Genomic DNA, 16,093 nt, shown 5'->3' on the forward strand with positions numbered 1-16,093 from the left:
ACCGGCAACCGTTCGAACAGGTTGCCGGCTCCTTGCTGTTAAGAAGAGGGAACGTACGGGATGTCCGCTTTCAGGCGGAGGCTTAACAAATTGAGGCGGTGACTTAAATGGCTGTAAAGCCGGGAACAAGAAAGTTTGCAATTGGATTGGCGTTGTTATTGGTGCTGGCCGGATTGGCCGGATGGAAGGCTTTCACGGCGCAGGCAGGGGCGGAGTACTGGACGGATTATGCCGACACCGGCTGGTATGATCCGGACTATGCGACCTTTACGATTGATACGCCGGCAAAGCTTGCCGGTATTGCGAAGCTGGTCAATGGCGGATTGAGCGACGACGGTTACTCCATTGACGGTTTTAGCGGCAGGGTGCTGGAGATCGCGGGCGATCTGAATGTATCCGCTTATACGTGGGTGCCAATCGGCACAGCGGAGCATCCTTTCAGAGGAACGCTTATTGCAGCTGGCGGGGTTGTCAAGACGATCAGCGGCATGACGGTGGACAATGCCGAGTATGCGGGCTTCGTCGGAAACATGGATGCCGCGACGGTAGGCGGATTAACGTTCACGGGCGGCGGCATCAATCTGACTTCCGTTACACAAGCCGTCTATGCCGGCACGGCAGTCGGCAAAATGATGAACAACAGCACATTATACGATATCAATATTGCAACCGATATGCAGATATCGGTCGCTACGGTAACCGGCGTGACTTATGCCGGAGGCATCGTGGGCCAGAGTGAAGGCGTGGTCTCCAACGTGGAAAATAACGCCGCAGTCACCGTGTCCGGCGGGGATGTATATGCCGGAGGAGTTGCAGGGCAAGTTTACGGGACCGGCCTGAAGCTCAAGAAAGTCTGGAATTACGGCACGGTTAACGCGTCTTCCTCCGGCAATGAGGCGTACGCCGGTGGGATTGTCGGATATGCGCCCGTATCTGTCAACATGGGCGACGACAATACGGCAATTCTGAATGCGGGCGCTGTGTCGTCCAGCGGCGGGCAGCGCAATTATGCCGGAGGCATCGTGGGCAGAGCAAGCTGGACAGCAAGCTTCTCGGAGGACACAGCAAACAGCGGGGCGGTGAGTATTTCAGCTCCATCGGCAAGCGGCTCTTTCGCGGGCGGGCTGGCCGGTTCGCTGGATAGTTTGCTGGTTGGACGCACCCATGCGTTTGCCTTCAACAATACGGGAGCCGTGACGAATAACGGAGGCTCCAACGTGTACACGGGCGGAGTGGCCGGTTACATTGAAGGCGCTTTGGCCTGGGGCGAAAATCTTGTAAACAGTGCGGGCGTCACTGCCTCCGGAATGAGTCAGGTATACAGCGGCGGGCTGTTCGGCTCTGTGACGGGCGAGCTGAGCTTGTCGGGAACTGCCGTAAACGCCGGGGCCATCTCGGTATCCGGAGGAGCGCAGCCGATTGGACCGGACAACGCATATACAGGCGGTCTGACCGGTTATGCCGGAAGCCGGCTTCTGTTCAACAATCCGGCTGAGAATGCTTATGCGAACAACGGGGCAATTACCGTAACCGGAGGGACGGGCGTGTACACGGGAGGCATTTCGTCCAACCGCGCTTATGCCAGAGCCCAGGGCGGGGGAATCACCGAAAACAGTGATAATGTGAGCAGCAACGGCAATATTGCCGTTGCCGGTAATACCGCGCTGTACACGGGCGGATTCATCGGGATCGTGCAGGATGGAGTCGATAAAACAGTCTATAATGCAGCGTTTGCCGGGAGGATTACCGTCACAGCGGCAGCTTCCGACCAGACGAATCCCGTCAGTACAGGAGGGATTGTGGGTTACTTCGCCGATGGGGGCCGCATCGGAGCTCTGAGTCAGGATTCCTTCAGCGGCACGATCGTATCAACTGGCGGCGGAGCCGGTACGTATACGGGGGGAATTGCCGGCTACATGAACGGCGGCGCGATAAATAATGCGGTTTCCGGCAATACGGCAGGCAGCTATGCCGCTATTACGGCTGATGGCGTTATTGGAGCGGTAGCCGGCCATATGGAAGGTACCGTCGATACCGCAGCGGTCAAGTATTTCAGTGGGACGGTGACAACCCATGACGGCTTCATTGGCGGAATAGCGGGTGCCGCCGGAGGCGCGATTACCGGAGCATCGGTTGGCGACGAAGCCGCGCCAGGCAGCGACAGCGTCAGGCTCGCTGCTGCAAACGGCATTGACCGGATGACCGCCGGCGGGGTAGTCGGCCATAATACAGGTTCGCTTGCCGTTACGGACAGCGGCATCACCCGAATTGGCTTGCTCAGCGAAGCCGGAAGAAGCGGCTATTATCTGGGGGCGGTCGCGGGCAATCTGACTTCCGATGCGCATATCGGTACGGACGTGACGCCGGTTGCCGTTAAGCAGGTTGACATTCAGGTGAATGCATCCGGCAGCTTCGTGGGCGGCGCCATAGGCAGGAATCAATCAGCCGATGTCTATCTGGATGCGGAGAATCTGCACATCGATGTTCCGGCATCCGGAGTCAAGGCTGGGGGAATTGCCGGCCTTCAGAACATCGTCGGGCTGGGTGACCAGGCGGGCAATAGCGATGCGTTAACGGTGCGGAACCTGACGGTATCGGCAGCAGGAGACGCGCTTGAGATCGGCGGACTTTTTGGAGAAAATGCCGCGGATACGCCTAAGGGCTTGGCGGACCATATCACAATTGTCGCATCGGGATCAGACAATGAGCTCGGAGGAATTGCCGGCCGCAATACGGGCACCATCACCAATGTTCAGGTGAATGCCCTTCAGATTGAGTCGGGCGGAGACCAGGTCGAAGCCGGTGGAATCGCCGGCCATTCACAGACGCCGGGCGGCCAGACGGATTTGGCCGGCATCCACCATGTTCGGGTTCTGGCAGGCGAGGAAGGGCTGATTAAGGCAACCGGCGTCAATGCCATCATTGGCGGGATTGTCGGATCGGCGCAAAATACCGAAATCAGCGATTTCCAGGTGAACGGCGAGCTGCCTGATTACGTGATGATAACCGCCGCAGGCACCAACGCGCAGGCAGGAGGAATTGCCGGCCGCAGCGAGAACGGCGCCATCATTGGAGACGGGGAACTGACGAATGCGGACAATCTGGTTATTACCGGCACGACCTCGGCAGCTTCCTCCGTACTTGGCGGCCTTGTCGGAACCAATGACAAGACCAGGCTGGATCAGGTTTTTTCCGGCTCCGTCAATCTCATTGTGAGCAGTCCAGGCACAACAGTCGGCGGCATGGCCGGTTATAACCTCGCTGCCGATGAGGCTGTCCTTGCAGACAATAATACGGCGGCGCTCAGCATCAAGGTGAATGATACCGGGGTCTCCGCCATAGTCGGCGGAATCGTCGGCGTCAATGACAAGCGGGGCACAGATCCGGAGAACGATCCCGTTCACGCGGTCAGCACCATCCAGAACAGCCGCATGGTCGGCACAATATGGGTCAATGCGCCGGATTCGGTGACCGGCGGCATGGTTGGAGAGAATCGCAGCCTGATCGCCAACGCAAGCATTTCCGATAAAATTTCGGTTTCCTCCATTGGGGAATCCGGCATTTTGGGCGGGATAGCCGGGGTGAATGCGGAGAGCGGAACCCTTTACTACACCTATTCCAACGCCAATCTTACGCTAAAAGGAAAAGATGCCCTCGCCGGCGGATTATCCGGCGAGAACCGGGGCGGCGTTATCGCCTCCTATGTCGATATCGATGTAACAGGAGATGCATACGGAACGAATGGCCATTCCGTTTATTTGGGCGGCCTGATCGGCCGGAACAGCGGAACGGTGGATAAATCCTATTCGGTATCCAAAGTAACGGCCAACGGCAGCTATACGATTGTCGGGGGGCTCGTTGGGGCGCATGCGGCCGGGAGCATCAGCAACTCCTATACAGCAGGGGAGGTTGCGGCGAATGCCGATCATTCTTACGCCGGGGGGTTAGTGGGGAGATTGACGGACGGCACCGTCGAGACCGCTTATTCGGCAAGCCGGGTCACGGCAGGCGGCGGCGCGCTTGCGGGAGGTTTTGCAGGGCGCTATGACAATGCCAGCAAGGAACTGCTTTACAGGACGTATTATGTGAAGGATGTCGACAACGACATCAACGGGGATTTGCCGGATTTTGCCGAAGGCAACTATATCTGGCTGAATGTTTATGCACGGCTCAGCACTATCCTGTCAACCACGCTTCAAAACAGGGATTACTTCCCCGCATTGTCCGGATGGGATTTTGACAGCACGTGGAGATATGGCTCGATGAATGCCGCGTACCAGTATCCGGAATTGGTCCGTACAGCCAATACCGGAGGAGGCGGCGGGAACGATGTTAATGCCAATATCAACTGGTATTTGCGTGATACGGGAGCGATCAGCTTTGAGCTCAGGACCGAGGCGGAGCTGGCGGGACTGGCAGCGGTTGTGAACGGCACGATTCCAGGTGTCGCACCGTTTTCATTCGAAGACCGCACAATCAAGATGCTGAACCCGATTCATATCCAGTCGAATCAATGGGTGCCGATCGGCATTGATGAAGACCATCCTTTCAATGGAACCTTTGACGGGGACAGCCAATTGATCGACGGGCTCAGCGTGCCGACCGATGATCAATATGCCGGTTTGTTCGGCGTCATCGGAGAACAAGGCAAGGTGCGGAAGGTCATCCTTGAGCCATTATCCGTGTCCGGTGAGCAATTTACAGGAGCGCTCGCGGGTCTGAATATGGGCGGGGTCTCCGATGTGGAGATCAGGCTGTTGAACGGCACCGAAATCAGCGGCGGCACGGTTGGCGGCATTCTTGGCAAAAACACGGGAACGCTGGCACGACTCTCGCTTCGCATGGAAGGCGGCAGCCGGATCGAAGCCGTTGGAGCGAATTCGGTCGCCGGAGGATTGATTGGCGATAATTCCGCTGCGGTCACACCGGAGACGGTCAGCTTTACGCTTGTTGACGGCAGTGTGGGCAGCGGTGCAGAGAATGCGGTCATCGGCGGAATGATCGGGAAACAAGCAGGGGATGTAACCGGCATGGAATGGGATATGTCCGCGAACTTCCGCATCTGGTCGACAGGCGCAGGGGACACGCTTGGCGGAATGATCGGACAGCATATATCCGGTAAAGCCGACAAATTGTCGCTTGCCTTGAAGAATGGCAGTCTGGTAGCGCTGGGCGCGGGATCCGTGCTCGGCGGCTTGATCGGCCAGTCGGATGCCGATAGTCCAATCTCGAATATAACGCTGAGCGGCATGCAGGACGGCCCGCAGTTGAAGGGCAGCGGCACCGTAGGCGGTATTGTTGGAGTCAAGAACGGCAAGGGCAGCCAGACCTATGATCTGGATCATGTCCAAGTCAGCGGTCTGACGCTTGCCGCTGACGGCGGAAACGCCCAGGTTACTGTGGGGGGGATTGCGGGCAGGCTTGCCAACGCCGCGGCGCGGCAGACTGAGGCAAGCGGCACGATCCGCGCTGCCGGAGACGGGGTTACGGCTGGCGGAATTGTCGGGCGGTCTGACGATTCGCTGCTGGACCATGCGGATGCGCAGATGGCAATAGAAGCAGCCGCGCAAACGGGCGGATCGGCGATCGGCGGCGCTGCCGGAATTTTAGCGGCGAGCGATCCCGACAGGAGTCTTGATTTCGGCAAGGCTGCGCCTTTTTATCCGGGGCTTTACAATACTTCCGTATCCGGAATCAGTATTGCGGCGAATGGAACGGATCAGCAAGCGGATTTGTTCGTGGGCGGCATCGTCGGCAGGAATGAGACAGCCTCCATTTATTATTCTCAGTCAAGGGCCTCTCTTGATGTCACCCGCGGCAAAAAGGCTGTCGTTGGCGGTATCGCGGGCTTCAGCGACGGCATCATCGTCAATGCCGCAGCCAGCAGCAAGATCGGTGCGGATTCCAGCAACGTCTATGAGGTTGGCGGAGCGGTCGGTCAGGCTGCAGGCGGCGAGATTCATTATGCGCGCGCTGTGTCAAAGGCAGGAGAGAAAATCACTATCGGCAGCGCCGTCACCAAACCGGGAATGGTGCCGTCGACATATGTTGGCGGATTGATCGGAATGGGCGACGATACCGCAATTACGGATTCATATGCCGATCTTCCTGTCGAAGCGTTTTGCGATAATCCGGACACGACCATTTATGCAGGCGGCTTTGCCGGCCTTCTTGGCGGAGACGGCTCCGGCTCGGGGACTGTAGACCGGGCTTACGCCAAGGGAGAAACAAAAGTCCAGGGGATTACCGGTTCTTATGCCGGCGGTTTTGCAGGTTCTGTAGACCGTTATACCATCACTGGCGCTTATGCGGACGGCGAGGTGGCCAATACCGGCTTTGATACGCAAAGCGGCGGCTTTGCCGGGGTTGTCGAGCGGAATGCGATCATCAGGCAAGCCTACGCGGTTCAGGAACGGGTAGCGACGATAGGCGTCAATCACCCTGCAAGATCATATGCAGGCGGCTTTGCCGGTTACAACGACGGCATAATCGAGGATGCTTTTTCCCGCGTCCCGGCCATTACGGTGGATGCGGCAGGAGCGAACGTCTTCAGCGGAGGATTCATTGGCTACAACTTCCGGAACGGGAAGGTGACATCCTCTGATTATCTGAGCACGCTGAACGGGGTTGGACGTAATCTGGGCACGGCAGAGGTAAATAAGGCGGATAAGGACCTTGCCGGCTCGTACGGTTACGACGACTGGAATTTTGACCTCGAAGCCTCTTTCCTGAGCGGGCCGCAGCCCGCTGATTTCACGATTCTCAACGCGGAGCAATTGAATGCCGCCGTGAGACTGTACAACGATGACACCGCGCTTGCCTATTTCAGGCTGTTTAACCGGACAGCGACCGTCAAGCCGGATATGACCAAGCTATCGCTTGGAGCGGACATTGTTATGGACGGTCATGTCTGGGTGCCGTTTGGCATATTTGCCGGGCAGTTTGACGGCCAGGGCAAATCAATTGCCGGCCTGACGGGAACGGCGAAAGGACGGTCCGCTTACGGCTTCGCAGCCGAGAACAACGGAACCATCGCGAACATAAGCTTTGTCGATGGGAGTATCATAGGCGGTGAAAACACCGGACTTGTGGCCGGGATCAACCATGCGGGAGCGACGATCAGCGGAATCAAAGCGGGAGGAGCGGTCAAAGGCACCGGTCGCACCGGCGGTATAGCCGGTACAAATGCAGGCAATATGACCGGGATCGAGCTGGCATCCATGTCAGTGAGCGGTTCCGATTATACCGGCGGTATAGCCGGTACAAATGCAGGCAATATGACCGGGATCAAGCTGGCGTCCATGTCGGTGAGCGGTTCCGAATATACCGGCGGCGCGGCCGGAACAAATGCAGGCAATATGACCGGGATCGAGCTGGCATCCATGCCGGTGAGCGGTTCCGAATATACCGGCGGCGCGGCCGGAACAAATGCAGGCAATATGACCGGGATCAAGCTGGCATCCATGAATGTCAGCGGAGCCGATTATACCGGAGGCCTTGCCGGCCGGAACACAGGCGTGATTGAAGACGCGGCTGTGAACGCGACGCTTGCGGCTGCGGGAGAGTTTGCAGGAGGAATCGCCGGTTCCAATGAGGGAACGATCAGCCAGGCTTATTCAAGCGGAAGCATGAAGGAGCATTCCGCAGCTGTCTTAACGCGCGGGGGAATTGCCGGTACCAACCTGATTAACGGTGAAATCAGCGAATCATTCTCGTATATGGATATCGCTGCTCAGGCCGAACAAGCCGCGGTTGGCGGCATTGCAGGCGTGAACCGCGGGACGATCCATGATGTCTACTATTCGGGACATGCCAGCGCGGAGGGCTCCACCCGGTCGCAGGCAGGCGGTATTGCCGGATATGCGGCTGAAGGCGCCATTCGCGATTCCTTGAGTGTCGGTGAAGTTACCGCTGTTACCGGCGGCAGGATTGTGCCGGGCAAGAGCGATTTCGGCGGCATTGCCGGCCGGAAGGAAGCGTCAGCTGTCATTGCCGGCACCGCCTTCAACAAGCAGATGCTGAAGGCCAATACGGCTTATTATGACGCCGATGGGAAGCGGGTTTCAGGAAGCGCGGCGGAAAGTGCGGGTTTGACGTCCGAGGAACTTGCGGGGGGAAGCTTGCCGGCCAAGCTCAACGCAGGAGTCTGGAGAGGCGTTCCGGGCTTCTTCCCTCAGCTTGCGGCATTCAATGCAAGCGATGCATCTAGACTCAGCACTGCGGCTGTCATTCTTGACGGGCAGGATACGATCAACAGCATCCGGAACGGCTTTGGACTCACCCAAGCTGATGAAATGACCTGGAGCGCCGATCCGAAAGAAGTTTCGCTTCAGCCTGTTTCAGGCTCTCTGGAGGGATCTTTGAAGACATCAGGCAGCGCAGTTTTAACGGTCACCCTGAATGGAGCTGCCAGAGGCTTCACGCTTAATGCTCCGGCGCCGCGATTTGCCGATTCGGCCCAAGCGCCGACGGCGGATTCCGAGTCCGGAACATTCACGGACAAAGCAGCGGTTAGTCTGAGCACAGATGAACCGGGGGGAACCATTTATTACACCCTGGACGGCAGTGAGCCTGACGGACGATCACGTTTATACACCGGGCCAATCGCCTTGTCGGACACGACGACCATCAAAGCGGTCACGATTGCCGAGGATAAGGAAGACAGCGAGGTTTTCTCCGGAACCTGGACGAAGAAGGAGTCCGGCGGCTGGTTTGTGTTCTTCCCGCCACCGGCTCCGCAGCCGGCAGTTACCGCCAGCATCGGTTCTAAAAAGGTGCAAATGGACGGTAAGACGGCTGTCACTATGGCCAGAAACAGCAAATTGACGCTATCTGTGCCGGAGGGTCAAATGATTTATTACACGACCGATGGAAGCAGCCCGACGAAAGACAGCAAGCTGTACAAGGGTGATATTCTGATTACGAAGAATATGACGATCAAGTTCATTACCGATTCTGATGATAAGATAATCACGATTAACTGCGTGGTTGAGAATGCGAAATACGAATTGAAAAGCGATGCAAAAGATGTGAAATATATTTCGGGCTACAATAGCCGCCAATTTAAGCCGGACACGGCGCTCACCCGGTATGAGATTACCGAAATCCTCTCACAGCTGCTGGACAAGGAGGATGTTGCGGTTGCAAATGTGTTCAGCGACGTAGACCGCAGCAAGGAAGATCTTGTCGCATTCTTTACATCGGCGGGCATTCTGTCCGGATATCCGGATAACACCTTCCGCGGGAAAAACGGTCTGACGAGAGCGGAATTTGTTGTTATTTTAACGAGAGTACTGAACCTGAATGTCAACCAGGGAGGGAAGTCGAAGTTTTCCGACGCGGCCAGCCATTGGGCGAAAAATTACATCGCAGCGTTCGCCAAGGCCGGTTATATCCAGGGCTTCCCGGACGGAACCTTCAAGCCTGACAGCAAGCTCACAAGAGCTCAGGCGGTTGTGCTGATCAACAATATCATTGGAAGAGGTAAGCAGCAGACCGCAGGGCCTAAATACGATGATGTGCCTTCCAGACACTGGGCTTATTCAGCGATTATGTCGGCCGTCAAGGAGTAGAACAAAGGGGAAAGGGCGATAAGAGATGAAACGGAAACTGCTGGCCTTGTTCTTATTTTTTTCGTTATTGGCCGGCATCGGCTTGTATACGAACACTCTACCCGACCGGAATGTTTACGGGGACACACCTGTGAGCTATAATGCGCAGGAAATCTATGCAAACGCTCAAGATGCGGTATTCTATATCCGCGCCTTGAGCATGAATGGCATATTGAAGGATACCGGCACCGGCGTTATCATTTCCCCGGACGGAACTGCAGCGACGGCGTACCATGTCGTTGCCGATGCGGACAAGCTGGAGGGGGTTTTCAACGACGGACGCACAGTGACGGGCATCAAGGTGCTTCGCTATGACGAATTGACGGATGCGGCGGTTCTGAAATTGCCGCTCCCGGCCGGCAAGGAAGCGGCTTACGCCGCACTTGAGATCAGGAATCCGGCTGTAATGCAGGGGGAAAAAGTATATGCGATCGGTTACCCGCTGAAGCAGACGCCGATTATTACAGAAGGCATTGTCAATTCTCCGGCTGCGAAGATCAACGGGAGATCTGTCATTCTGACCTCCGCCCAGGTCGTCAGCGGAATGTCCGGCGGACCTTTGATCGATCAATATGGCCGGTTGGCCGGAATTCTGTCGGGGTCGCTCCGGACAATGGATGCTATTCATCTGGTGGTGGGTACTGCAGACTTGCGCAGCCTTCTGCCGGCGCAGGCCAAACCGGCAGCGGTCAAGTAAGATAGGATAGGTTTGCTTCGATAGATTTGCTTCTGGAGAGACAGCAGTAGATGCCGCACGGCCCCATGGCTGTGCGGCTCTTTTATTTGACAGAAAAAGGAATTTAGCGAATCAATAATCGGGTCACCTGCGCAAATTCGCCCTCCGCGCTATTATTTGACAGCTCTCAGCAGGCAATGGTACGATTTGGTTAACTATTATTTCTTCCGGTAGAAATGAAGAAAGGCAGGGGCTATGGATCAGACCGAGAAGGAGCTGGTTCAGGAGTCTCTTTTTTTATGAAGTCCCGCACGGTCAGTGTTTCTATTTGCTTGAAGAGAAAGGTGGAGCATACATGGGGAAGATCGTTGTCGTTCATTCGCTTGAACCGGGGTTTGCCGATCAAATAAGGGAAGCCGCTCCGGGATGGGAGCTTATCGAAGGCCATGACAGAGAAGTCGCTGCACAGCATCTGCCTGATGCTGAAATTGTTTTGGGCTGGAATTCATTGGTGGAAAAGCTTGTCGTTTCGGATCCTTCTCATTTGAAATGGGTACAGAACTGGGGGGCTGGCGTCGAACGTCTGCCGCTGGGAAAATTCAGGGAGCTCGGTATTGCTTTAACGAACGCAAGCGGCGTCCACCCGAATCCGATATCGGAAACGATTTTTGCCATGCTGCTGTCCTTCACCCGCCATCTCCACACAGCTATCCGAAATCAAACCAGGAGCAGCTGGGTGAACACGGGCGAGATGGGGGAGGCTCATGGGCGTACGATGGGAATTCTAGGCGTAGGCGCCATTGGACTTGAGACGGCAAAGCTGGCCAAAGCTTTTGACATGAAAGTGCTGGGGGTCCGCAGATCCGGCCTTCCGGAGCAGTGGGTCGACCGGATGTACGGCAGCGAGGGGCTGCTTGAGGTATTGGAGCAAAGCGACTATATCGTTAACTGCCTGCCTCATACGCGGGAAACGGAACACGTCCTGGGCAAAGAACAGTTCGCGGCGATGAAGAATACGGCTTTCTACATTAATATAGGCCGGGGCAAAACGACAGATACCGAAGCATTGCTTGACGCTCTGCGAAACAAGAAAATTGCCGGAGCGGGCCTTGATGTATTCGAGCAGGAGCCGCTGCCGGCCGATCATCCCTTCTGGACGATGGACAATGTTATTGTAACCCCTCATCATGCAGGCAGTACCAATTTTTATACGGAACGCGTCATTGCGATATTTATTGAAAATTTGAAGCAGTACGTGCAGGGCATTCAGCCGGCTGCAAGTGTTGTTGATTTAAGCAGTGAATATTAACTCGTGTCAGAGCTATGCTTTACCCGCAATGAACCCAGTTGTCTGAAGCAATTCAATGGAGATAAATCGCCTGTATGGTCCCAGTGCTTGGCCACAGGCGGTCCACTTGCAGCTTTCTGTCTCTTCAAAAGGGCGATTTGTTTTCTGCCTGCACTGGATTGGGTCGCGTGCCCGGATGTGCTGGTGAAGGAGGCCCAGGGGAATGCCTGACGGTGTCAGGGCGAGGCAGGAGTATACTGAAGTCCCTGACCGCAGCCTTTTGCTAGACGCGGAAAGTGCCCCTGAAGACAAGAGTGGAGGCTGGGTCACGTAATGGACATAAATGATCTTATTGCTCTATGGAATCAGGCGTTTTGCAAAGTCATAGATATACGTCGCACTACAATCAAGGCCGGCGAATCTATACGCTCCTATTATGTTCCCTCAAGCCTGTTTCTTATGTCGATTCGAGGCCATGCTGCCGTGAATTTGGGGCGGGAATTTTATCAATTGCGGCGCTTTACAGTGCTTCACGCAGGCAAAGGGGCTGTGCTCGACATTGTCGCGGGCAGCGAGGACCTGGATTACTATAGCGTTTATTACAAAGCGAGCATTCTTCCCCCTGTACCGCCAGAGCTTGCCGTGTTACTAGAGCGGACCCAGCCTTTTGAACGTTCGTACAGCATAACTCCGGACAATCCGATAGCGCTGTACCGGATCTTGAGCGATATGTTCAAAGACTGGGAAAAAAAACAGCCGCTTATGCGTCTGCGAGCCCGGACTTTACTCTATCAGTTTATGCATGGGCTGCTTCACCAGATGCAGGCGCAAGGCCCAAGCTCGGCTAAGCGCGATTTGGCCGCCCAGGCCGCTGCCATCATCCATACACATTATGCGGAATCCATTACACTGGAGTCGTTATCGGAAAGCCTGAATTATAGCGTTCCCCATCTGTCCTCCTATTTCAAAATCCGTACCGGTATGAGCCCGATTGACTACTTGATCAAGGTGCGTATCGACAGGGCGGCGGCACTGCTTCTTGAAACGGACGCGACGCTGAAGGAGATTGCAGTTGGTGTCGGCTATCAAGACCCGGGTTATTTGAGCAGATTGTTCAAAAAGTACAGGGGTATTTCCCCAATGCGCTATAGAGAAGTGCATGCCGCAAAGAAGAAGCCAGAAGATTGTCCTTGCACGACCATGGGATCCTCCATTGCCCCTTCCGAGTCATTTAACTATACTGATTCTATTGATAACGATTATCAGTATCATAGTGACGGAAAGGGAGATTTATTCATGTTCAAAGATTTCAAGCCTGCACTCGCGGCGGCGCTCCTGCTAAGCTCCATTCTGATGCTGAGCGCATGCGGCACGAATAATGGTACGGGGGAGACAGACGCTTCACTGCCAAGCCCAAGCGACACGCCGGCCGCTTCGGAGAAGGCGCAGACCAAAGTCGTTCAAACGGTTAACGGCGAGGTGGAAGTACCCCTTAAGCCCCAACGAATTGTTGCAGGCGAGTATCTCGGCAGTTTGATTGCGCTCGGCATTACGCCTGCCGGAACGTCCGATCATCATATTAAAAATCCTTATTTTCAGGAATACCTGCAGGACGTTGAGAATATAGGGGACGGTAACGGAAATGTAGAGAAAATACTGTCGCTTGATCCGGATTTGATTATAATGGACGACTTCTATCCTGAACTGAACGAGCAGATGTCGAAAATTGCGCCGACAGTCGTCATTCCGTACGCTTCCTTAAAAACGGTACACGAGGAGGTTGCCTATTTCGGCGAGCTGCTGGGCCTAGAAGATCAAGTGAAAGCCTGGCTCGCCGATTATGACACCCGCATTGCCAGCGCCAAGGAGAAGGTGTTGAAGGCTATACCTGCGGACAGCACGTTTTCGATTCTTGAACTGGGCGACAAAGATATTATGGCCGTCGGAACGGGCTACGGCAAAGGCGGGCAGCCGATATACAACGGATTCGGCTTCAAGCCTCCCGCGAACGTTGCCGCCGAAATGGCCGATCCCGGCTGGGCCTCCTTCTCTGCCGAAGTATTGCCGGATTATGTGGGAGACTATATTATTCTGACCTCCGATTCGAAAACATTGGATGATCTCAAGGCTGACCCGGTTTGGGGGTTGCTTCCGGCAGTCAAAAATAATCATGTGTTCCTATGGACAAGCGATCGCTCCGGCTACTGGGACCCGATAGCGATTCTGAGCCAGACGGAAGAATTGGCTGCATGGCTGACAAGCCTCTGATTGATTTGACTTACAGAAAAGGAGCGAAGATTCATCTTGCAGGCAAGAGCCGCAATACATGCGTTGATGCATGGTTTTGCAGCTCTTATTTTTATTTATGGCCAAGAGAGTGCTTTCACCTGCAAATTATCCTAATTTAGGCTCATCCCGCAAGGCTATACGGCACTTTGCTTTTCTGATATTCTTAAAATCAGTGCAAATCATTCTTATGATAATAATTCTAAAATTTGTTTAAAGATTTAATGATTGAATAATGCAACATTATCAACTTCCTTTACGTCTAAAGGTTGCAAGAGAGGGGGATCCTCCGTGGTAGAGCCCGGCCTAATTAAAGCGGCCCAAGCCGGTGATGGCGACGCTCTTATATCTCTATTGCGAGAGATTGAAAATCATGTTTACCGGACAGCCTACTATATATTAAACAACGAGCAGGATGCGATGGATGCGGCCCAGGAGGCGCTTATCCGCGTTTATACCAAAATTGGATCCTACGAGGAGAAGGCGCAGTTCAAAACATGGGTGCAGCGGATTGTAACAAATATTTGTATCGACAAGTTCAGACGCAACAAACCAACTGTGTCGATCGAGGAACACGAAATGGTGTTTTCCGATTCGCATTCCGTTGAAGAGGAAGTGCTGTCCAGTTATGCGGTGCAGGATATCCGCAGAGCTATAGACAAGCTTCCGGAGCATCATCGGGCAGTTGTGGTTTTAAGGTACTTACAGGATTTTTCTTACAATGAAATTGCCGATTCTTTAGACCTGCCACTAAATACAGTCAAATCCTATTTATTCCGGGCAAGACAGCAGCTGCAAACGTACCTCCATGATTATCAGAAAGGTGGTGTCCGAGGATGAATTGTCAAGAGGTGATGGAATATATGCAACGAGAGCTGGATGGGGACCTTGATGATCGGGAAACCGAAATCTTGATGACTCATACGCGGCATTGCCCCGAATGCACAGCGGTGTTCGAGAAATTAAAGCTGCTATCCGCCGGACTCGATAATCTTCCCAAGGTAACCCCGAGCTACAGCCTGGTTGATGCGATTATGCCCAGACTGCTTGAGCTGCAGACCGCTCAAAGCGCCGAGCCTGCGGCTGATCCTTCTCAGGAAGAGGAGCAAGAAGCGACTGCACCAAGACGCGTGCAGGGCGGCCGGTCGCAGGAAAGACGCAAAAGCCGGTTTTCGACACGTATTATGGGAGGCGTTATCGCCGCAGGAATCGTGGTCGGCCTGATCTTCATCACGAATCCTTTTGAGGGCACGAACAGCCAGAACGATTCGGCGAACTCCGGTACGATGACCGCGGATACTTCATCAGCCGATACGGCGAGCCGCAAAATGACTGTGGATGAGAACACTCAAGAGAGCAACATGCCCAAGGCAGATGATGAAGTGCGTGTATCCGGCAACAATGCCGATGCGAAAGACAATGCCGCAAGTAGTCAAGCAGGCGGGGGTTCTGCTGAATCGTCCCCGATCGCAAATAATATGCAAACCCAGGAGGACCCGGCATCCAAGGATATCGCAGGATCAGGTTCGCCGGCGGAAGGCGAGGACGGAGCCGCGTCATCCGATGATCCCGGTAATAGCCAGGGACAGTCACTGTATAGTAAATCGGGCAGCGGAAATGCCGGGGGTGCGGCGGATGCGCCCGCAGACCCGCCGGCTCCGACGGCAGACCCGTCGGCTCCGACGGCAGACATGCCGGCTCCGACGGCAGACATGCCGGCCCCGGAAGGCGAGGATACGCTAAGTAATCAGATTCTCTCTTCACAGGATCCGCAAGCCCTCTCGCCTGACAAACTTTACAACGCGGCTGTGGTCGATAAAGTACTGAAAATTTTTAACACAGCTGATAATGACATGATTTTTCAAGGCGCAAAAAGGGATGGCATCGCCAACCTGAAATGGTCTTCGGACAGCAAGACACTCACATATGAGTCGACTGCCGCCGACGGCGAGAAGCAGGAGTATGTCGTCGATCTGGCAGCGTCGTCCGAGAAGCTCAAGACCAATTAATTGCTGCCAAATCTGCACACATGGTGTGTTGTTAGCGTATAATGCAGGATACGACAACCGTCACAGTGCGGAACCTTAACGTCGTATGACCATCCACAGACGGTACCATGGGCCGACCGACCTGCGGATGTTTATATAGATGTTTAGGGACAAAGGGGTGAAGTCGCAGATGACTTCATCCCTTTGTTGCTGTTGCTTCTTCCAGTTATACATAGGGAGTGAA

Annotated in this window: 6 protein-coding genes; all 6 read left to right on the forward strand. The window is 54.7% G+C overall.

All coding sequences use genetic code 11. From position 1 onward, the window contains the following. Positions 1 to 107 precede the first annotated feature (107 nt). A complete protein-coding gene (locus AC0YOB_RS11875; protein ID WP_475793020.1) occupies positions 108 to 9,572 on the forward strand; it encodes a chitobiase/beta-hexosaminidase C-terminal domain-containing protein in 9,465 nt (3,154 codons plus the stop codon). A gap of 25 nt (positions 9,573 to 9,597) precedes the next feature. Beyond that, the gene (locus AC0YOB_RS11880; RefSeq protein ID WP_475786312.1) at positions 9,598 to 10,308 is read left to right on the forward strand and encodes a S1 family peptidase; all 711 of its coding nucleotides are present in this window, start codon (positions 9,598 to 9,600) and stop codon (positions 10,306 to 10,308) included. Positions 10,309 to 10,642: 334 nt separating this feature from the next. Further along, positions 10,643 to 11,596: a D-2-hydroxyacid dehydrogenase gene (locus AC0YOB_RS11885; protein ID WP_475793021.1), complete on the forward strand. Its 954-nt coding sequence runs from the start codon at positions 10,643 to 10,645 to the stop codon at positions 11,594 to 11,596. Between the two features lie 312 nt (positions 11,597 to 11,908). Continuing rightward, positions 11,909 to 13,843, forward strand: a complete 1,935-nt coding sequence (locus tag AC0YOB_RS11890) for an AraC family transcriptional regulator (RefSeq protein WP_475793022.1) — start codon at positions 11,909 to 11,911, stop codon at positions 13,841 to 13,843. Positions 13,844 to 14,152: 309 nt separating this feature from the next. Continuing rightward, entirely contained in the window at positions 14,153 to 14,701 is a 549-nt protein-coding gene (locus AC0YOB_RS11895) for an RNA polymerase sigma factor (RefSeq protein WP_210037738.1), read from the forward strand. 14 nt (positions 14,702 to 14,715) lie between these two features. Beyond that, positions 14,716 to 15,870: an anti-sigma factor family protein gene (locus AC0YOB_RS11900; RefSeq protein WP_475793551.1), complete on the forward strand. Its 1,155-nt coding sequence runs from the start codon at positions 14,716 to 14,718 to the stop codon at positions 15,868 to 15,870. Positions 15,871 to 16,093: the final 223 nt, after the last annotated feature.

The sequence above is a fragment of the Paenibacillus sp. JT31N17 genome, from assembly GCF_056269255.1.